We start from the raw sequence: 18,328 nt of genomic DNA on the forward strand, positions 1-18,328 counted from the left end.
TGAAATGGAGGGCTCGCCACTGCAGTCGGACGGACCCGAACCGCTCTGGCGACAAGCGGCCGATGCGATCCTGCAGGAGATCGCCGCCGGCAAGCTTGCTTCGGGCGCGCGGCTGCCGCCCGAGCGCGATCTGTTCACGCGCATGTCGATCAGCAGGGTGACCTTGCGCCGGGCCCTGCAAAGCCTTGTCGAGGAAGGTGTGCTGACCCCTTCGCATGGGCGCGGCTGGTATGTTTCAGCCAAGGTGCCGAAAGAGTTTCCCAACACGCTGGAATCCTTCAGCGAGACCGCCAGGCGCCTCGGTCTGGCACCCTCCTCGGACGTGTTGCGCGCAGAGGAAGCACCTGCCTCGCTGGACGAGGCCGAGGAGCTGTCGATCGCGCCTGGCGCGACGCTGTTCCACCTGGAAAGGATCCGCCGCCTCGACCAGGTTCCGGTCGCCGTCGACACCTCGTTCTTCGCCCTCGCCCTTGTCCCCGATCTCAGCCGTGTCGACTTCCGCACCGCGTCGCTGTTCGGCCTGCTGATCGATGCCGGCGTTGATCTGGCGCGCGCCGAAACCACGATCGAGGCGCGCGGCGCCGATCCTACCCTCGCGCGCCACCTCGACATCGACGTCGGCAAATCCACCCTGGTGATGCGTCAGCTCATCGTCGATGCGACCGGCCGGCCGCTGCTGTCGTCGACGATCCGATATGCCGGCGACCGCTATCGCCTTCGCACGTCGTTTTCGCGGACAAGCAGGTCGGCGGGGCGCGCCGCTGGCTAGCCGCCGGATCGCAACCGTCCAGGCATGCTTGTCAACAACGGCGGCGCGCGAACACCGCAACGCGTGAAATGCTTTTTGCCGGGTGGAAATCCCGATAACACCCGGTACTATCTGCAAAAATATCGAAATCGGGAGGCTGCGGGTGCAGACCAAGAAGATCATCAATGACGGCAACCGCGCCGTCGACGAGATGCTGGAAGGCATCCTGGCCGCGCATCCCCGCCATCTCAAAAGCGTCGACGGCAGTTCACGCTCGATCATCGCCCGCGACGGACCGCGCCAAGGCAAGGTGGGCCTCGTCATCGGCGGCGGCTCGGGGCACGAGCCGAGCTTTCTTGGCTTCGTCGGCAAGGGGCTGGCCGATGCGGCGGCCATCGGCAACGTCTTCGCCTCGCCGCCGCCAGACCCGATCCTCGAATGCGCCAAGGCGGTCAGTGGGGGCGCCGGCGTCCTGTTCATGTACGGCAACTATGCCGGCGACGTGATGAATTTCGACATGGCCGCCGAGATGGCTGATATGGACGACATCGAGGTGCGCACGTTGCTGAGCACCGACGACGTCGCCTCGGCACCGCGCGACCAGCGGCACAAGAGGCGCGGCGTCGCCGGCAATTTCTTCATCTTCAAGGCGGCCGGTGCTGCCTGCGACCGGATGCTGTCCTTCGACGAATGCGAGCGCATCGCCGGGAAGGCCAACGACCACACCTTCACCATGGGCGTCGCGCTGTCGCCCTGTTCGCTGCCGCAGACCCGCCGGCCGAATTTCGAGATCGGGCCTGACGAGATGGAGATCGGGATGGGCATCCACGGTGAGCCCGGCATCGCGCGCGGAAAACTGAAAACGGCCGACGAGATCACCGACGAGATGCTGGACAAGATCCTCGACGAGATGGCGCCGGCACGCGGCGACAAGGTCGCCGTGCTCGTCAATTCGCTCGGTTCGACGCCGCTGATGGAACTCTACATCATGAACCGGCGGGTGAAGCGCCGGCTTGATGACATCGGTGTGTCCATTCACGCAACCTGGGTCGGCAATTACTGCACCTCACTCGAAATGGCCGGGGCCTCAATCACGTTACATCGGCTCGACGGCGAGTTGCAGACGATGCTGGACCACCCCTGCGACTGCGCCATGTTTCGCGCCGGCTAGACCATGATCCCGAAAAGTGGGGTTCCGGTTTTCGGAAAAGTTCATGGTCAAACAATAGACCTTCAGCGGCAAGGGACAAAGACATGACGACAATCGACACCGCCCGCCTTGCCGGCATGTTCGCGGCCATCGCGGACGCGATGTCAGCCGACAGGGACCGGCTGTGCGCGCTTGACGGCATTATCGGCGACGCCGACCACGGCATTGCGATGGAGCTCGGATTCTCCGCAGCACGCGATGCGGTAGCGGCATTGGACACCGGAGCCACCGATCCGACCACCTTGCTGAACACCGCGGCAAAGTCGTTTCTGAATGCCGTCGGCGCCTCCTCGGGTCCGCTCTATGCCACTGCGTTCATGCGCGGCGCGGCAGCCGTGAAGGGCAAGACGTCGCTTGACGACGCCGACGCGGTCGCAATGTTCCAGGCCATGGCCAAGGGCATTCAGGATCGCGGCAAGGCCGAGCCGGGCGAAAAGACGATGATGGATGCATGGGGTCCGGCAGCGCAGGCGGCGGGCGAGGCGCTGGCCTCCGGCAAGGGTCTGGTGGACAGTCTCGAGGCTGCTGCCCAGGCGGCGAAGGCAGGCGCGGAAGCGACCAAGGCAATGATCGCCGCCAAGGGCCGGGCGTCGCGCCTCGGCGAACGCTCGCTTGGCCATATGGATCCAGGCGCCGCGTCCGCCGTAACCGTGATCGAGGCGATGCGGGTCGCCCTGACCGGCTGATCAGGAGCGAGTCCCGCCTTCAGCGCTTGCTGTCGAGCTTGTCGATGGCATGCACGTTTGCGGCGGAGGGGCCGTTCGGATCGAACTCCGAGGCCAGCCATGCGTCGGCGATCGATTTCGCCAGTTCGGGACCGATGACGCGGGCGCCCATGGTGATGATCTGTGCGTTGTTGGACTTGGCGGCGCGCTCGGCGGAATAGGTATCGTGGGTCAATGCGGCGCGAATTCCCGGGACTTTGTTGGCGGATATGCTGACGCCAATGCCGGTACCGCAGAACAGGATGGCCCGGTCGTAGTTGCCGTCCAGAATTTCGTGACCGACCTTGGCGGCGATATCGGCGTAGAATCCGGCCTGGCTAAGATCAATCACCTGCAGCTCCGGCTTCGCGGCGAGATGCTTGGCGATGACGTCGAGCAGCGGTTTGCCGGCGCTGTCGGCTCCGAGTGCTATTTTCATGGCATGAACTCCTTTGCTTCTTACTGTAATGGTCAGCGCCCGATGGCGGCCGACGCCTTTTTCAGGATGTCGATGTAGCCTTCCGCTTGCCACGCCGAACGGCCAATGAACAGGCCATCGACATGCGGCTGGCCGATCAGTTCGGCCGCGTTGCCGGGATTGACGCTGCCGCCGTAAAGCACGGGCGGCGCCTTCGCCATCCGGCTTGCGGCGACCTCTTTGATCAGCGCCTGCTGCTTGTCGGCATAGTCGGCGCTGGCCGGGACACCCTTCTCGCCGATCGCCCAGACAGGCTCGTAGGCAAAGAGGATTTCGGCCGACAATTCGCCGTCCTCGAGCCCTTGTAGCGCACCGAGAACCTGCGCGGTCAAAACGTCATCGGCGCGCCCGCCCTCGCGTTCGGTCAACGTCTCGCCGACGCAGATCAGCGGCACGAAGCCGTGCCTGACCGCCGCCGCCGTCTTCAATCCGACGGTCACATCCGTTTCGCCGAAATGCTCGCGACGCTCGCTATGGCCGAGTTCGATCAGATCGAGCCCACAATCCTTCAGCATCACCGGCGAAACCTCTCCCGTCCAGGCGCCGGCGTCGGCCCAATGCATGTTCTGGGCGCCGACCTTCACGCGGGTCTTGGCCAGCGCCGCCTTGACCTCGCGCACGGCGGTGAACGGCGGAATGACGAACGGTTCTATCGCCGGATCAAAACCAGGCACGAACGCCGCCAGCACATCGGCGAACTGCAGTGCCTCCGCCAGCGTCTTGTTCATCTTCCAACTCGTGCCGACCCAATATGGGGCCATTCTTTTTCTCCTTCGATCCTTTTGCGGCCGACATCGGCGCCGGCTGTCAGGCGACGTATTCGTTCAGGCCCGAGGCTTGAGACTGTCGCGGCCGCTGTCGATGTAAGGCGCCCAGAAATCCACCGACTCGCGGATCATCTCGATAACCTGATGATCGACCGGTTCCCTCTCCCTGAAGGAAAGTTCAAGGCAGATTTCGTTGTCGGTTCCGCCACCCTGCCGCACGGTGTCGAGCAGCTTCTGCGGAACTATGCGGCCGTCCTTGTTGTAGGCAGCGGTGAACGGCCAGTGTCCACCCTTGTTCATCGAAGACTGCTTGATGTGGATGATCGGCGACTGCAGCGGAAATGCCTTCGCCCAGGCATAAGGATCGGTGTCCTCAGGATTTGGCGAGGTGACGTCGCCATGGTCGATATCCACCATCATCTTCATCGGGATCGGCAGCTTGGCCGCATCGATGGCACTCTGCAGCGTGACGCAGCTTTCAATCGTGTGGCCAAATTCCCGGCCCACCGACATCGGCTCCCAAAACAGATATGTCAGCCCCGCCGACTTGGCGCGTTCGGCCACCTCTCGCCAGCATTCAAGCGCGATGTCGAGAAGTGCAGCGCGCCGCTGCGGATCGTCAAAGTCCCTGTAGGTGAATATGGCGAATTGCGTGCCCATGCCCGGAGCACCGAGTTCGGCGGAAATGTCGGCGAAGGTCTTGAACCAGTCGACATAGTAGCGCCGGACATCCGGGTCCGGATGGCCGAAATGATTGAGCCGGCCATAGGGTCCGGTCATGCCGGAGGTGATCTTGACACCGGTCCGCGAAAGCGCCCGGTTGAACAGGCGCAGGAATTTGGCAATCGTCGCCGCCGGCCAGCCCGGGTTGACGAATTCATGCGTCAGCTGCACGTCGCGGATGCCGATGTCATAGGCAATGGCATCGATCAGGTCATCGGGATCGGCGAAGCGGTTGACCAGCGGATTGGTGTTGAGGGAAAGCGTAAAAGCCATTAGTCCGCCGCCGCCATGATGTTGCCGAACCACTCTTCGAACGTCTTCCGCTCGGCTGCATTGATATGCAGGCCATGTTTGGTGCGGCGCTCCAGTATATCGGCTGATGTGCCGGCCCATTCAGTGTCGACCAGGAATTTTGCCTCTCGTTCATAAAAATCGGGTCCGAAGCGGCGGCCGAGATCCGCCTCGCTTTGCGTGCCGGCGAGCAATTGCCTGGCGCGGCTGCCATAGCTTCGAGCGTAGTGCTCCACCAGCGACGGGCCGAGCCATGGAAACTCAGTGTGCAGGCCGCTCAGGAACTGTTCGAAGTCCGCATTCGGCAGGTCGCCCCCCGGCAAGGGAATTTTGGCAGTCCAGGCTTTCTTCATCGCCGGAAAGAACGGCTGGATTTTTTCCAGCGCATGTTCGGACAGCTTGCGGAAGGTGGTGATCTTGCCGCCAAACACCGAAAGCAGCGGTGCGCCGCCGTTCGGGGCGTCGAGTTCAAAGATGTAGTCGCGTGTCACCGCGCTCGGATTGTCGGCATTGTCGTCATAGAGCGGGCGCACGCCGGAGAAGCTGTAGACCACGTCTCGTGGTGTCAGCTGTCGCTTGAAATAGCGATTGACCACCTTGATCAGATAGTCGACTTCGCTTGGCTCGGCGGCCACTTCCTCCGGCCTGCCTTCGTAGGGAATGTCGGTCGTGCCGACCAGCGCCAGATCGTTCTCGTAGGGGTTGACGAAGATCACCCGCTTGTCACTGTTCTGGATGAGATAGGCCTGCCGTCCCTCCCAGAATTTGGGCACGACGATATGGCTGCCCTTTACAAGCCGAACATTGCGAGTGGAATTCTGCCCGGCGACGCGGCTGACAATGTCGTTGACCCACGGCCCTGCCGCATTGACCAGCGCCCGCGCGCGGATTTTCGTCACCGCGCCCGTGCGGCCATCCTGCATTTCGATCGACCACAGTCCGTCTTCGCGGCGGGCGGCGACACAAGCGGTGCGCGTCAGCACGCTGGCGCCACGCTGGCTAGCGTCCAGGGCGTTGAGCAGCACCAGGCGCGCATCGTCGACCCAGCAGTCGGAATATTCGAAACCGCGCTTGAATTCGTCCTTGATCGGCGCCCCTTCCGGCGCTGTTCTGAGATCGAGCGTCCTGGTTCCCGGCAGCCGCTTGCGGCCGCCAAGGTGATCGTAGAGAAACAGTCCGAGCCGGACCAGCCACGCCGGCCTGTCTTCTGGACTGTGCGGAAGAACGAAGCGCATGGGCCAGATGATGTGCGGCGCCGCCTCGAGCAGCACCTCGCGTTCGATGAGCGCCTCGCGAACCAGCCGGAATTCATAATATTCCAGATAGCGCAGGCCGCCATGCACCAGCTTGCCGGAGCGAGAGCTGGTGCCTTGCGCCAGATCGTCCTTTTCGCACAGGATGACGGACAGCCCGCGACCTGCCGCATCACGCGCGATGCCGGCCCCGTTGACGCCGCCGCCAATCACAAAGAGATCAACTATATCACTCAAGACCTTACTCCTGTGCACCCGGGATGCGGGTGAGCGGCCGGTGCGCCATGGTTTTCCACACCGGCCGAAGCGCCTGGCGCGCCGCAACGAAGGAAGGGAAGAGCGCATCGTAGCTTTGCGAAAGCGCCTCGTCATAGGCATCGCAGTCGCCGAGAAGCGGCGTCACCCACTCGGCGGCGCAGTCGTCCATCGATCGATAGACGCCAAGGCCGACCGCGGCCATCATCGCCGCACCTGCAGCACCTGCCTCCTGGCGGCTGCTCGTTCGCACTTGCGCCCGGGTCGCGGCCGCGATGATGCGACGCAGGGACGGGCTGCGCGCGGCGCCGCCCGACAGCCGGATCTCGCCCGGCACCGTGCCCATCGCCTGGTAGCAATCGCGGGCGGCGAAGGCCAATCCCTCGAGGACGGCGCGTGCCAGATCGCCGAAGCCGTGCTTGACCGAAAGGCCGATGAAGCCTGCGCGCGCATCAGGGTCGACGAACGGTCCGCGTTCCCCGGCGAGCGAAATGTAGGGCTGGTAGACCAGCGATCCCGGCTCCGATCCCTCCACCCAGACGTCGAGCGCTTTCAGCAAATCGTCGCGCGAGAGCTCGGCGCCGCCGGCGGTGAGCACGTCGCGTGCAAGGCCAAGCAGCCAGTCTATGTTGAGCGTCGCCGCCATGTTGGACTGCAACTGTGCAAAGGCACCCGGAATAGGCATGGCGATCGTGTAGCCAGATCCATCGCCGTTGAGCACGACATCGCTAGGTGTGCGGGCGAAGCGCGTATGTATGCCGGTCGAGCCGATGACCGTGCAGCCGACATTGCCGCTCCGATCATAAAGGCCGGCTCCGAGCGCTGTCATGACCATATCCACATAACCCAAAACAACCGGCGTACCTTCGAGCAGGCCGGTCTCTCCTGCCGCCGATCGCGATAGCGGGTGATGGTCGGTGGTGCCCTCAAGCATGGGAGGCAACAGGCGGCGATGCGTCGCCAGATCCAGAATGTCGAAGACTTCGTCGGAATAGCTGCGCGAGCGAAAATCGCCGAAGGTGAAGGTTCCTTCGGACGGATCGGTGGCGCGTTCACCCGTCATCTTGAAGTAGAGCCAATCCTTGCAATGCAGTGCGGTCGCCGCCTGCTGCAGCATGTCCGGATCGTTCTTTTTCATAAAGGCAAGCTGGGCGCCCTGCTGGCAGGAGTTGAGCCCCGTGCCGGTCAGTTCAAACCGCGTGCGATCGCGGGGATCGGCGCGCATCACGTCCACCAGATGTCCGGCGCGGGCGTCGAGCCACAGCCACGCGCGCCCGACCGGCAAGCCGTCGCCATCGATCAGCCAGGTTCCGTCGCCCTGCCCGGTGATGGCAACCGCCGCGGTTCGTTGCGCGAGGTCGGGAATCTTGGTCGCCAGGTCACGAACGGTCCGGGCCATGTCGCGCCAGGTCTGATCGAGGTCCTGCTCGGCGCCGCCGCCCTCCAGCGTGACGAAGCTGTTGTTCACCGACGTCATGGCGAGCTGCCGGCCGGACAGATCGAACGCGACCGATTTGATCACCGACGTTCCCGCGTCGATCCCGATCAGCAGGTCTTTCATGCCGCAAATTCCGCTTGGTTACGAAGGCAGTTCACAAGGCTATCTTTGTTGTCTGAGCCGTAGAAGAGGCAGGGAGTGTCCGCAAGGACACCCCCTGTGCAGGTTTCATTCCGACAGCACGAAGGGTGCGGTGTACTTGTCGACATTGTCCTTGGTGATGAGAAGGCAATCGAACAGCTGCTTCTCGGTCGCCGCACCGGTGGCGCCCGACTTGATGAACGAGTCCGCCTGCTGCACGGCCTTGGCCGAGAAGATGGCGACTGGCTGCAGTACGGTGTACTGCAATTCGCCGGACTTGATTGCTGCAACCGCGTCCGGAGAGCCGTCGAAGCCGCCGACCTTGATGCCGGAGAGCTTGCCAGCTTCCTTCAGCGCGGCAACCGCGCCGAGCGCCATTTCGTCATTGCCGCTGATCACGGCGATGATGTCGGGGTTGGCCTGCAGCATGCTCTGCATCTTGTCGTGGCCCTTGGTACGATCCCAGTCGGCGACCTGCGAGGCAGCCTTTTCGAGGTCCGGATATTGGCTCAGCACGGTCGCGTAACCGTTCGAGCGCGTGGCGGCATTGTTGTCCGACGGGGCGCCGAGGAGTTCGACATATTTGCCCTTTTCGCCGACTGCCTGCACCCATTGCTGGGCGCCCAGAGCAGCACCCTGGGCATTGTTGGAAACGAGCTGCCCCTTGGCGAGACCTTCCTGATTGATCTCGGCGTTGACAAGGAAAACCGGGATGTTGGCGGCAATCGCCTTCTTCACCGCACCGACGGAGCCGTCGGCATTGGCCGGATCAAGGATGATCGCCACGGACTTGTTGGTGATGGCGGTGTCGATCAGGTTGCTTTCCGTGTTGGTGTCGCCCTTGTGGGCGGCGACGTTGGCCGTATAGCCGAGCTTCTCGGCTTCGGCCTTGGCGACATTGCCCTCCGTCAGCCAGTAGGGGTTGGCCGGATCATTGACGATGATCGAGATCAGGCCCGCGGCCGACGCGGCGGCCGTGAACCCGACAACCATCGCAGCGGCAAGCAGACTTTTCAGCATGGTTTTCATATACATTCCTCCAAATGATTTACGCGGTGTTGCTGCCAGTCACCTGGCAGTCTTCCCTTGGGCAGGATTGGCCGGCTCGGCCTTCCCCCGTTGCTGAGAAGTCGGTTGGCCGCCCGTCGAAGCCGGGAGCTTGCTACGGCGGCGATACTGAACGGCATTGAGAAGCACGGCGAGCACGATGACGGCGCCGGTGAACACTGTCTGCCAGTAGGACGAGATGCCGATGATCACCAGACCGTCGGAAAGGAAGCCGATGACGAAGGCGCCGAGCAGGGTTCCGCGGATGTTACCGCGCCCTCCGGTCAGCGCCGTGCCGCCGATGACGACGGCCGCAATGGCCGTCAATTCGTAGGTGGTGCCGGCGGTCGGACCCGCCGACGTCAGCTGCGAGGACAGGATCAGGCCGGCAATGGCGGCACAGATGCCAGACAGCACATAGACGGAAACCTGCACCGTCTTGACCGGAACACCGGACAGCTCGGCGGCGCGCTCGTTGCCGCCTGATGCATAAAGCCAGCGCCCGAAGGCTGTGCGGTTCAAGACGATGCTGCCGATGAGTGCGATGACCACCAGAACCACCACGCCGGTCGGCACGCCGAACAGGCGGTTGAAGCCGAGCGCGTCGAAGCCGGTGTTTCCCAGCTCCGGCTTGCCGCCGAGGTTGTTGTAGGTCAGGCCGCTGGTCATCAGCAGCGCCAGGCCGCGGGCCATGTACATGACGCCCAGCGTGGCGACGAAGGCCGGAACCTTGAAGCGCGCGATGAGCACGCCGTTGATCAGCCCGACACCGGCGCCCAGCATGCAGGCAATCACCGCGACCACCCAGACCGGCGGGTAGAGAACGACACCCAGCCAGGTCAGCGTCACGCCTTGCATCAGGAATCCGGCAACGACGCCGGCCAAGCCCAGCGTCGACCCCACCGACAGATCGATGCCGCCGTTGAGGATGACGAGCAGCATGCCGACCGCGAGAATTCCGAAGATGGCGACATGCGAGGCCATGGTCAGGAAATTCGCCACCGAGAGGTAGTAGGGCGACAGGATCGAGAAGACGACGATGATGACGATCAGGGCAAAGAAGGCCCGGCCCTCGAGCAACAGCTTGGCGAGATCGAAGCCTTCGCCGCGCGCGCTTGCACTGGACTGTTTTCTGGCCTGGCTGACGTCGGTCATGATCGGGGCTCCGATATTCATGGTGATCAGGCGACCACGGCTTCGCCGGAGGCGGCCATGATCTGCTCTTTGGTGGCGCTGGCGCCGAATTCCGCTGAAATCCTGCCCCGGCGCATCACCACGATCCGGTGCGCGATGCTGAGGCACTCGTTGACCTCGGAGGTCGAGAAGACGACCGCCAGACCCTGCGCGGCGCGTTCGCTCAGCAAGCGGAAGACCTCCGCCTTGGCGCCGACATCGATGCCACGGCTCGGCTCGTCGAGGAGGATGACCTTGGGGTTGGTCGTCAGCATCTTGCCGATGACGACCTTCTGCTGGTTGCCGCCCGACAGCGATCCGATCATGGCATTGCCGCCCGCGGTCTTGACGGTCACCTTGCGGATCGAGTCTTCGACCAGCTCACGCTCCCTGGAGCGGGACAGAAACAGCCCTTTTGCGAACGCCTCGATGCTGGCAAGCGAAAGATTGCGGCCGACGGTCATCGTCTGCACCAGCCCGTCGCGCTGGCGGTCCTCGGGGACGAGCACAAGACCTTTGGCGATGCGCTGGGCTATGCTCAGTCTCGAGACATCCTCGCCTTCCAGCAGCGCCCGGCCGCCCGCCATCGGCATCCGCCCGGCGACGGCTTCCAGCAATTCCGTACGTCCGGCGCCCATCAGCCCATAGATGCAGACGATCTCGCCCGCCCTGACATCCAGCGACAGGTGATCGACGACGGAATAGCCCGAGCCCGAAGCGTCTATGACGCTGACATCCTCGATCGACAGGGCGACCTCGCCGAACGCATGGCCTGTCGGCGGCGAGCCGAGATCGAAATTCTCGCCGACCATGTTGCGGACGATCCACTCGAGATCGATGTCCCGGGCTTCGGCCGTTGCCGTGATCGCGCCGTCGCGCAAGACAACGGCGTAGTCGGTGATCTGCAGAGCCTCTTCGAGGTGATGTGAAATGTAGACGATGGAAACGCCGCGGCTGGTCAGGTCACGGATCACCTTGAACAGCACCTCCACCTCGGTCGCGCTGAGCGCCGAGGTCGGTTCGTCCATGATGAGGATGCGCGAGTCGACCGACAGTGCCCGCGCGATCTCGACGATCTGCTGCTGGCCGAGGCGCAAATCCTCGACCAGGGTCATCGGGTCGATGTCCTCTTCGAGATCGGCCATCAGCGCGCGCGCCTGGCGCGATTCCTCGGCGAAGTCGAGGCCGGTCCTGGTGCGCAGTTCACGGCCCATGAAGATGTTGTCACGAACGCTGAGGTTCGGCGCCAGGCTGAGTTCCTGGTGGATGATCGAGATGCCGCGATCGCGCGCGTCCGAGGACGAGGAAAAACTGACGAGATTGCCGTCAAGCACGATGTCGCCCGATGTCGGCGTGACGACGCCGGACAGGATCTTCATCAGCGTCGACTTGCCGGCGCCGTTCTCGCCGAACAGTGTGGTGACCTTGCCGCGATGGATGTCGAAATTGACGCCCTTGAGCGCATGAACGCCACCATACGACATAACGATGTTGCGCGCCGAAAGCACGGCGTCGCCATTCGGGGGCGCGGTGTCGGCAGCCGGTTTCATTGCACCTCCAGCCTCACCGGAGTGACCAGCCAGCTCTTCGGATTGACCAGCTTGAACGCGCCGACCACCGATATGGTCTTGCCGGTCAGAACGCCCGTATCGACCTTTGCCAGGACGTCCTTCTTCATCTCGTTGTTCAGCGCTGAGCCGGCGTCCTGGTATTCGATCTGGTTGGTGAACTGACCGAATGTGATCTTGCCGGTGGCGTCGCGCAGCTCGGTCCCATTGATCGCCGGCCCCGTCTGCACGCGAAGCTGCAACGTTTCCGGCACGCCCTCGACCACGACCTTGTAGATGCCCGATTTTCCCTCGCCGACGACGCCGGTGAACTTGACCGAGATGACCGGCCCGACGCCCGCGGGCACGCCGTATTCCTTCTCGGCCGTCGCCCTGTCCTTGGAGATCGCCGTTGCCACCGTCACCGCGTCGGCCGCTCGCGCTTCGACATCGGCCTGCACCTTGGGAAATTCCGACTTGCCATAGTCGGCGGCCGAAAAGACGGCGCTGCGAACGTCGCCTGCGGATCCGATCCTGACCACCTTGGTGTCGAGCGCCATGGCGCCGAGCAGGACGACAACCGCGGCGCCGGCAAGGATGCGGCGCAGGCCGGGCGAGACCTGCCGGGCCGATGCGGTGGTGGCCTTCGCGCTCATGATGCAAACACCGGCGATGCGGGTTTTCCGTTGTCACGCATTCGACGATCCTCCGTTCACATGGCGCTTCGCCGCGCCGGCCGCTCCATTGGATTGGTTCAGTTCCACAAGGGCACGGGCGGTGCATTCATCGGTGATCAGGCCGCTCAGGTAACGGCTTTCGAGCACTGCTTTGATCGCCCGCACTTTCACCTTGCCGCCGGCGACGGCGACAATCCTGCGGCCTTTCAATTGGTCCCGCGGCAGCGCCAGGATTCTCTCCGACAGCGCCGTTTCCACAGGGCGCCCCTTGTCGTCGAAGAAGTGGGCGAGCAGCTCGCCGACGCCGCCATCGCGCTTGACCTCATCGATTTCGGAATGCTCGATCATGCCGGTTGCGACCAGCGAAGCTTCCCGCTCGGCGGTCCCTATGCCGACGAACATCAGGTCGGACCGGCCTGCCAGAGCGAAGACGTCGCTGATGCCACGCTGGCCGAGCAGCACCTCGCGGTCCTCGGCGGTGTTGGCGACGAAAGGCACCGGCATCACATAGGCCTGCGCGCCGGTCCGTTCGGCCAGCCGATGCATGACGTCGTGCGGGTTGGCCGCAAATTTGCGCGTCACGCCGCCAAGCAGCGAGACGAAACGGATATGGGCGGCAGGGGTGCGCGTCAGATATTCGACGCTGGCCGCAAGGGTGCGGCCATGGCCGACGCCGATCAGCATGTCTTCGCCACGATCGATCTCGCGCTTCAGGAACTGCGCGCCGGCGATGCCCAGTCCCCTGAGCGGCAGGTCTTCCTGATCCAGATCCGGAACCACCTCGCAATAATCGAGCCCGTATGCGGCGGTCAGGCGCTGCTCCAACTCCACACACTCGGCGACGTCGCCGTCGATAAAGACCCTGACCAGACCTTCCTGGTTGGCCTTGGTGATGAGCCGATGCGCCTTGAGGCTGGTCAGGCCAAGCCGCTTGGCGACCTGGGCCTGCGTGAGACCCCCGGCAAAGTGAAGCCACGCCGCGCGTGTGGCGAGGCTGGACTCGTGGTCGCGGTTAGCGGTTCCGCCAGATTTCAAGCCATCTCCTCCCCGAGATGATATTATTATCTTTGTGTGCAAAAATTTTCATACCTTTGCATCGCTGTCAATCCCTTCGCGAATTGGGTCCAAGCCATTGCAGGGAAACCGCAGCCCTCGCCCCTCGCCGATACGTCGCCCTCCCGGTCAGCGTCGGTCCATTAGGAGGTCGGCATGTTGGGTTGATCATATTGCGATGTTAAATTAACGTCAATTGATGTTATCAAATGTCTTCGTTGGCGGCAGCATGGAAGCGAACTCCGCCGATATGTCAATTAAGTGTCTGTTTTTAGTGATATATTTTCGACGGTGTAGAAATCCCAATCCAGCTGTGAGTTGGGACATTTCGGGTGCGCCGCGCAACCAGGAGCAGATCGGATTGCCCAGAAAAAAGGGGATCGGCATTGTCGATGACGCGCTCAGTCCAGCCGCATCAGGTTCCTGCCTTCGAGCTCCACGACAGCGGCCTCGACTTCCTGCGCAATGCGCTCGGCGTTCCAGCCCAGCGCCCGCCCGGCGATCATCGCAATCTCCTGCAGATCGCGACTTGTCAGTGAACCGCCTATGGCGAGCGTGCTGCGACGCATGACGATGTCGGCCAGATGTTCGACGAACTCGTTGCGGACGATGTAGTCGATTTCCGATCTGCCGTAGCTGTCGGAGTCCGGCAGTTCGCCCTCATCATCTGGCCCATGCGTGGCAATCTCCAGGGCTCTGGTCCCGTAGCGCGACAGCAATTGGTCGAGACGTCGTTCGTCGACGTCCGTCTCCGTCCGGGCCTGGGCTAGCCAGCTTGCGCGCGCCGCCGCATTGGCCGGGAAGTCCTTGCCGCCGCCGATCGGCATGGATTGCGTCGTTACCTTGCGGCTGCGCCGCAGACGGTCGAGTATCGCGTCGGCGACTTCCTCGGCAAAGCCCCGGAATGTCGTCCATTTGCCGCCGACCAGCGAAATGACCGCGAAGGGCCTGTCCCGGTCCGGCTCGGCGACCGGAGCGGAATGATCGCGACTGATCAGGCCCGGTAGCGATGCATCAGAGGCCGGGAGCGGCCTGATGCCGCTATAGGCGTAGACGATCTGGGCGTGTTCGAAAATCATGCCCGGCAACAGCGTCCGCACGCTCTCGAGCAGATAGTCCACTTCGCCGGGTTCGCAGCGGACCTCATCGGGGTTGTCGGCTTTGATGTCGGTCGAGCCTACCAGCGCCAAGCCGAGATAGTCGTAGACAAGGCAGATGCGGCCGTCATCGGCCTCGAAATAAAGCATCCGCCCGGCCAGGCTTTCTACCAATTCGTCATGCTTCAGCAGGATGTGCGAGCCCTTGGTGCCGCCGATCATCTTCGACGGTGCACCGAGCAAGGCGTTGACATCGTCGATCCAGGGGCCGGCAGCATTGACCACCAGTTTCGGCCGCACCGAGAATGCACCACCGTTTTCCGGTTGGAAGGTCAGCACGCCATTGGCTGAGCTCACCAGAGCTGTGTAGTTCGTGCTGGCGGAGGCTGCATTGGACCGCAACCCGTCGAGGATCAACTCGAGCACCAGCCTTTCGGGATGGCTTATCTTGGCATCGTAATAGGTGCCGGTGGCGACGATCGAAGGGTTGAGCGCCGGTATCTCACCCAGCGCCTGCCGCCGCCCGACCATGCGGTGGCGCGGCATGACCTGGTTTCGCGAGCCGTAGAAATCGTAGATCATCAGGCCGATCTTGATCAGGATAGCGCCGCGGCTGCGCGGCGCGCTGGTCGAGCCGAACAGCGTTCGCAGCGCCGCCAGCATGCCCTTGCTCCACGAAAAGATCGGAATGACGGTCGGCAGCGGGCTGACATAGTGCGGCGCGTTCTGCAAAAGCAGGTTGCGTTCGAGCGTCGACTGCGCCACCAGCCCGAACTCGCCGGTTTCGAGATATTTCAACCCGCCATGGATGAGCCGCGACGGCGCGGCACTGGTGCCGGAGCCGAAATCCGCCTTGTCAACGATCAGGCAGCTTACGCCTTGCGCGCACAGGTCGCGAAACAGCCCCGCCCCGTTGATGCCGGCGCCAAGAATGACGACGTCGACCTTGCCGGCCGCGGCCATGGCGGCGAGACGCCCGGCGGCATTTTCCGCACCAGCTGCGTCGGCTGAGCTCATTGTGCCGTCGTCTTGACGATGCGCAGCTTCACGCCGGCCCGTTCGAGGTGCTGCGCCTGTGCATCGCCCAGCCCCTCGGTCGTCAGCACGGCATCGAAGCTGGTCAGATCGTCAAAGACATGCAGTGCGATCCGGTCGAATTTCGCATGGTCGACCAGCAGGATCCGCTTCACCGATGCGGCCATCATCGCCTGCTTCACCCGCACGACGTTGGGATCCTGGATGAAGGCCGTGGTTCCGGTGATGGCCGAAGCCGAACAGATCAGGACATTGGCGCGAAGCTGCGCCACGGCGTTCTCGCAGACGATGCCGATATAGGCATTGTAGGTGCCGTGGTATTTGCCACCAAGACAGATGAAGTCGATGTCGTCGACATTGGTTAGCAGCGAAGCCGTCGCCACGCTGTTGGTGATGACGGTCAGCGGCTTGACGTCGAGCAGCAGCGTGGCGACGGCGTTTGCCGTCGATGAATCGTCCAGCATGACCACCTGTCCGGCTTCGACATAATCCAGTGCCGCCCGCGCCAGCGTATCTTTCTCGGCTCTGTTGACCGTTACCCGGTAACGAAAGGCGCTTTCGTAGAGGCCGGAAGGCTGAACCGTCACCGCGCCGTGCAGCTTGCGCAGCACGCCCTGCTGCGCCAGCCGGTCGATGTGCCGGTGGATGGTCATGCGCGATACGCCGAAATGCTCGACCAGATCGTCGATGCGCACCTGACCGAGCTTGATCACATACTCGGCGATCTCTTCGCGTCGTTCGTCGGCCTTGATCATGCAGTCCCCTTGGTGTCTGGCCGCGCCAGCCTTTCGATCTCAGGCCATTGCGACTTCAGCTGCTCGGCGATGCGGCAATAGAGGGAAAACCGCTCGCTGAACACAGCACTGGAGGCAGGCACGGGCTGATACTGGCGCGCCGTCATGCCGACCTGCCTGGCACCCTGTTGCGGCGTCGCGAAGATGCCGACCGCGGCGCCGGCGCAAAGGGCGGCACCAAAGGCGGCAGCCTCATCGGTCGAGGTGATGGTGACCGGGGCGTTCAGCACGTCGGCAAACATCTGGACGAAAGCCGGATTGCGCGAACCGCCGCCGGTCAGGCGTATTTCGCGGACGGTGAAGCCCTCGCGCAAGGCTTCGACATGGGTGCGGTGATTGAAGACAATGCCTTCCAGAACCGCCTTCAGCATGTCGCCGCGATCGTGCCAGCCATGCAGGCCGACAAAACTGCCGCTGGCAACGTCGCCATAGGGAGAGCCGAACAGATAGGGATGAAACAGGATGGTCGAAGGCTTCTTCAGCGCCGCGTCGATCTCTGCTGCCAGCAATTCGTGGATGGAGCCGCCATCGGCGTTTGTCCTGTCCTGCTCCGAGCGGCAGAAGGTGTCGAGAAACCAGTCGTAGTTTGCGGTCGAGGCCGGCGAGATCGCCATGTTGTTCCAACGGCCTGCATCGATGGCGTTGCGACAGAACCAGCGTCGGTCGACGCGCGGTTTCGAAGAGACGACTTCGTTGATGGAATAGGTGCCGGCAACGATGCTGAGCACGTCCTCCTCATGGCCGCCCATGCCAAGCGCCGAAGCGGTCACGTCGTGCAGGCCGCACGCGACCGGCGTTCCCTTGCGAAGGCCAGTCATTTCGGCGGCATCGGCGGTGACCTGGCCGACGATGTCGGCGGAATGCGCCACCGGCGGCAGCGCGTCGAAAAGGTCACCCAATCCAAAGATCTGCATCGCTTCCGGCGCGTAGGCCTGCGTACGGAAATCCGTGAACGACGTGCTGGCCTCCGTTCGGTCGGTACCGATCGTGCCGGTCAGGCAAAAGCGAAGCCAGTCCTTGCAGGCCAGTATGTGACCGATGCGAGCATAGCGATCCGGATCGTTCTGCTTGAGCCATGCAAGCAGCGCCGAAGGCGCCGAAACATGCGGCGCCTGGCCGGTGCACGCAAGCGCTTCGTCGAAGACCAGGTCCGCCGACCATCTTTCGATAATCTCGCCGGCGCGGCTGTCGAGCGACAGGATTCCGGGCCCTAGCGGCCGACGATCCTTGTCGAGCAGATAGAGACCGTCGCCATGCGCGGTCGCTGCCACCGCCCTGATATCGTCCGCCGGCCGGCCACAGAACGCGATCGCTTCCTTGATGGCGTCGGCGGTCGCTTGCCAGAGGCCTGCCATGTCGCGCTCCACCCAGCGCGCATGGGGCATCGACTGCGGCACCCGCCGGCGCGCCACCGACAACTGCGTGCCATCGGCATCGAAGATCACCGCCTTGGTGACCGTGAGACCGTTATCGATTCCGAGCAAACTGGGCATGATCACCGCCTCTTTCGGCAACTGGCGATGCGCACTGCGCGACAACCCTGCAGGCTGGGGCGAGGGCTACAGAAATTACGACAATCAATGGACAACGGCGATACAATGCGGCTGCACCTTGCGGATTGAACGGACCATATAGCGATGTGAATTTAACGTCAATATGTGAGACAATGCCGCTGGCATCGCTGAAAATGAGCGTTGTCGAAAATCAGAAACTTACTAACTTTCTGATTCTGTTAAAATTTTTCGCTACAAGAATATCCCACCGAGATCGTTCATTCGGTCGGAACGGCCATGCCTTTCGAACTCGAAATCCCCGCGGACGCCGTGGAATCAGGCCGACGGATTCAAGACCTCATGGATTGCTTCGACAATGAAGTCCTGCGTGGCTTCGTCCAGGT

At 63.0% G+C, this 18,328-nt stretch carries 16 protein-coding genes; 3 read left to right on the forward strand and 13 right to left on the reverse strand.

What is annotated here, in order from left to right; translation table 11 throughout:
• The first annotated feature begins 4 nt into the window (after positions 1 to 4).
• The 3 genes from AC07FD_RS04870 (at position 5) to dhaL (ending at position 2,644) form a co-directional block, all read left to right on the forward strand.
• Positions 5 to 769, forward strand: a complete 765-nt coding sequence (locus AC07FD_RS04870) for a GntR family transcriptional regulator (RefSeq protein WP_478348939.1) — start codon at positions 5 to 7, stop codon at positions 767 to 769.
• A gap of 142 nt (positions 770 to 911) precedes the next feature.
• On the forward strand, positions 912 to 1,919 hold the full coding sequence (locus AC07FD_RS04875) for a dihydroxyacetone kinase subunit DhaK (RefSeq protein WP_478348882.1): 1,008 nt from the start codon (positions 912 to 914) through the stop codon (positions 1,917 to 1,919).
• A gap of 83 nt (positions 1,920 to 2,002) precedes the next feature.
• Entirely contained in the window at positions 2,003 to 2,644 is a 642-nt protein-coding gene (gene dhaL / locus AC07FD_RS04880; RefSeq protein ID WP_478348883.1) for a dihydroxyacetone kinase subunit DhaL, read from the forward strand.
• Between the two features lie 19 nt (positions 2,645 to 2,663).
• Here dhaL and derI read toward each other — a convergent pair whose 3' ends face one another.
• The 13 genes from derI to AC07FD_RS04945 form a co-directional block, all read right to left on the reverse strand.
• The gene (gene derI, locus AC07FD_RS04885) at positions 2,664 to 3,101 is read right to left on the reverse strand and encodes a D-erythrulose-4-phosphate isomerase (protein ID WP_478348884.1); all 438 of its coding nucleotides are present in this window, start codon (positions 3,099 to 3,101) and stop codon (positions 2,664 to 2,666) included.
• Between the two features lie 32 nt (positions 3,102 to 3,133).
• A complete protein-coding gene (locus tag AC07FD_RS04890; RefSeq protein WP_478348885.1) occupies positions 3,134 to 3,901 on the reverse strand; it encodes a triose-phosphate isomerase in 768 nt (255 codons plus the stop codon).
• Positions 3,902 to 3,964: 63 nt separating this feature from the next.
• Positions 3,965 to 4,903: a sugar phosphate isomerase/epimerase family protein gene (locus AC07FD_RS04895; RefSeq protein ID WP_478348886.1), complete on the reverse strand. Its 939-nt coding sequence runs from the start codon at positions 4,901 to 4,903 to the stop codon at positions 3,965 to 3,967.
• Positions 4,903 to 6,411: a glycerol-3-phosphate dehydrogenase gene (locus AC07FD_RS04900; protein ID WP_478348887.1), complete on the reverse strand. Its 1,509-nt coding sequence runs from the start codon at positions 6,409 to 6,411 to the stop codon at positions 4,903 to 4,905. Before AC07FD_RS04900 ends, AC07FD_RS04895 begins: the two co-directional genes overlap by 1 nt.
• Before the next feature lie 4 nt (positions 6,412 to 6,415).
• Positions 6,416 to 7,990 (reverse strand): FGGY family carbohydrate kinase, encoded by a 1,575-nt coding sequence (locus AC07FD_RS04905; RefSeq protein ID WP_478348888.1) that lies wholly within the window; start codon positions 7,988 to 7,990, stop codon positions 6,416 to 6,418.
• Positions 7,991 to 8,095: 105 nt separating this feature from the next.
• Positions 8,096 to 9,037 carry a D-ribose ABC transporter substrate-binding protein gene (locus AC07FD_RS04910; protein WP_095081092.1) on the reverse strand — a complete coding sequence of 314 codons (942 nt, stop codon included), beginning with the start codon at positions 9,035 to 9,037 and terminating at the stop codon, positions 8,096 to 8,098.
• Between the two features lie 39 nt (positions 9,038 to 9,076).
• The gene (locus AC07FD_RS04915; RefSeq protein WP_478348889.1) at positions 9,077 to 10,210 is read right to left on the reverse strand and encodes an ABC transporter permease; all 1,134 of its coding nucleotides are present in this window, start codon (positions 10,208 to 10,210) and stop codon (positions 9,077 to 9,079) included.
• 26 nt (positions 10,211 to 10,236) lie between these two features.
• Entirely contained in the window at positions 10,237 to 11,778 is a 1,542-nt protein-coding gene (locus AC07FD_RS04920) for a sugar ABC transporter ATP-binding protein (RefSeq protein WP_478348890.1), read from the reverse strand.
• Positions 11,775 to 12,431 (reverse strand): DUF2291 family protein, encoded by a 657-nt coding sequence (locus tag AC07FD_RS04925; protein ID WP_478348891.1) that lies wholly within the window; start codon positions 12,429 to 12,431, stop codon positions 11,775 to 11,777. The genes AC07FD_RS04920 and AC07FD_RS04925 overlap by 4 nt, the downstream gene beginning before the upstream one ends.
• A gap of 33 nt (positions 12,432 to 12,464) precedes the next feature.
• Positions 12,465 to 13,487 (reverse strand): sugar-binding transcriptional regulator, encoded by a 1,023-nt coding sequence (locus AC07FD_RS04930; protein WP_477284122.1) that lies wholly within the window; start codon positions 13,485 to 13,487, stop codon positions 12,465 to 12,467.
• Positions 13,488 to 13,906: 419 nt separating this feature from the next.
• Positions 13,907 to 15,619: a glycerol-3-phosphate dehydrogenase/oxidase gene (locus AC07FD_RS04935; protein ID WP_478348892.1), complete on the reverse strand. Its 1,713-nt coding sequence runs from the start codon at positions 15,617 to 15,619 to the stop codon at positions 13,907 to 13,909.
• Positions 15,616 to 16,392, reverse strand: coding sequence for a DeoR/GlpR family DNA-binding transcription regulator (locus AC07FD_RS04940; RefSeq protein ID WP_095080779.1), 777 nt, complete (start codon positions 16,390 to 16,392; stop codon positions 15,616 to 15,618). The genes AC07FD_RS04935 and AC07FD_RS04940 overlap by 4 nt, the downstream gene beginning before the upstream one ends.
• A complete protein-coding gene (locus tag AC07FD_RS04945; RefSeq protein ID WP_478348893.1) occupies positions 16,389 to 17,924 on the reverse strand; it encodes an FGGY-family carbohydrate kinase in 1,536 nt (511 codons plus the stop codon). Before AC07FD_RS04945 ends, AC07FD_RS04940 begins: the two co-directional genes overlap by 4 nt.
• Positions 17,925 to 18,328: the final 404 nt, after the last annotated feature.

The sequence above is a fragment of the Mesorhizobium waitakense genome, assembly GCF_056431085.1.

Excerpts from the sequence above, each read along its gene's own strand:
- AC07FD_RS04870 (WP_478348939.1), top strand. The coding sequence starts at position 5 with ATGGAGGGCTCGCCACTGCAGTCGGACGGACCCGAACCGCTCTGGCGA.
- dhaL (WP_478348883.1), top strand. The coding sequence starts at position 2,003 with ATGACGACAATCGACACCGCCCGCCTTGCCGGCATGTTCGCGGCCATC.
- derI (WP_478348884.1), bottom strand. The coding sequence starts at position 3,101 with ATGAAAATAGCACTCGGAGCCGACAGCGCCGGCAAACCGCTGCTCGAC.
- AC07FD_RS04890 (WP_478348885.1), bottom strand. The coding sequence starts at position 3,901 with ATGGCCCCATATTGGGTCGGCACGAGTTGGAAGATGAACAAGACGCTG.
- AC07FD_RS04895 (WP_478348886.1), bottom strand. The coding sequence starts at position 4,903 with ATGGCTTTTACGCTTTCCCTCAACACCAATCCGCTGGTCAACCGCTTC.
- AC07FD_RS04905 (WP_478348888.1), bottom strand. The coding sequence starts at position 7,990 with ATGAAAGACCTGCTGATCGGGATCGACGCGGGAACGTCGGTGATCAAA.
- AC07FD_RS04910 (WP_095081092.1), bottom strand. The coding sequence starts at position 9,037 with ATGAAAACCATGCTGAAAAGTCTGCTTGCCGCTGCGATGGTTGTCGGG.
- AC07FD_RS04915 (WP_478348889.1), bottom strand. The coding sequence starts at position 10,210 with ATGACCGACGTCAGCCAGGCCAGAAAACAGTCCAGTGCAAGCGCGCGC.
- AC07FD_RS04920 (WP_478348890.1), bottom strand. The coding sequence starts at position 11,778 with ATGAAACCGGCTGCCGACACCGCGCCCCCGAATGGCGACGCCGTGCTT.
- AC07FD_RS04925 (WP_478348891.1), bottom strand. The coding sequence starts at position 12,431 with ATGAGCGCGAAGGCCACCACCGCATCGGCCCGGCAGGTCTCGCCCGGC.
- AC07FD_RS04935 (WP_478348892.1), bottom strand. The coding sequence starts at position 15,619 with ATGAGCTCAGCCGACGCAGCTGGTGCGGAAAATGCCGCCGGGCGTCTC.
- AC07FD_RS04940 (WP_095080779.1), bottom strand. The coding sequence starts at position 16,392 with ATGATCAAGGCCGACGAACGACGCGAAGAGATCGCCGAGTATGTGATC.
- AC07FD_RS04945 (WP_478348893.1), bottom strand. The coding sequence starts at position 17,924 with ATGCCCAGTTTGCTCGGAATCGATAACGGTCTCACGGTCACCAAGGCG.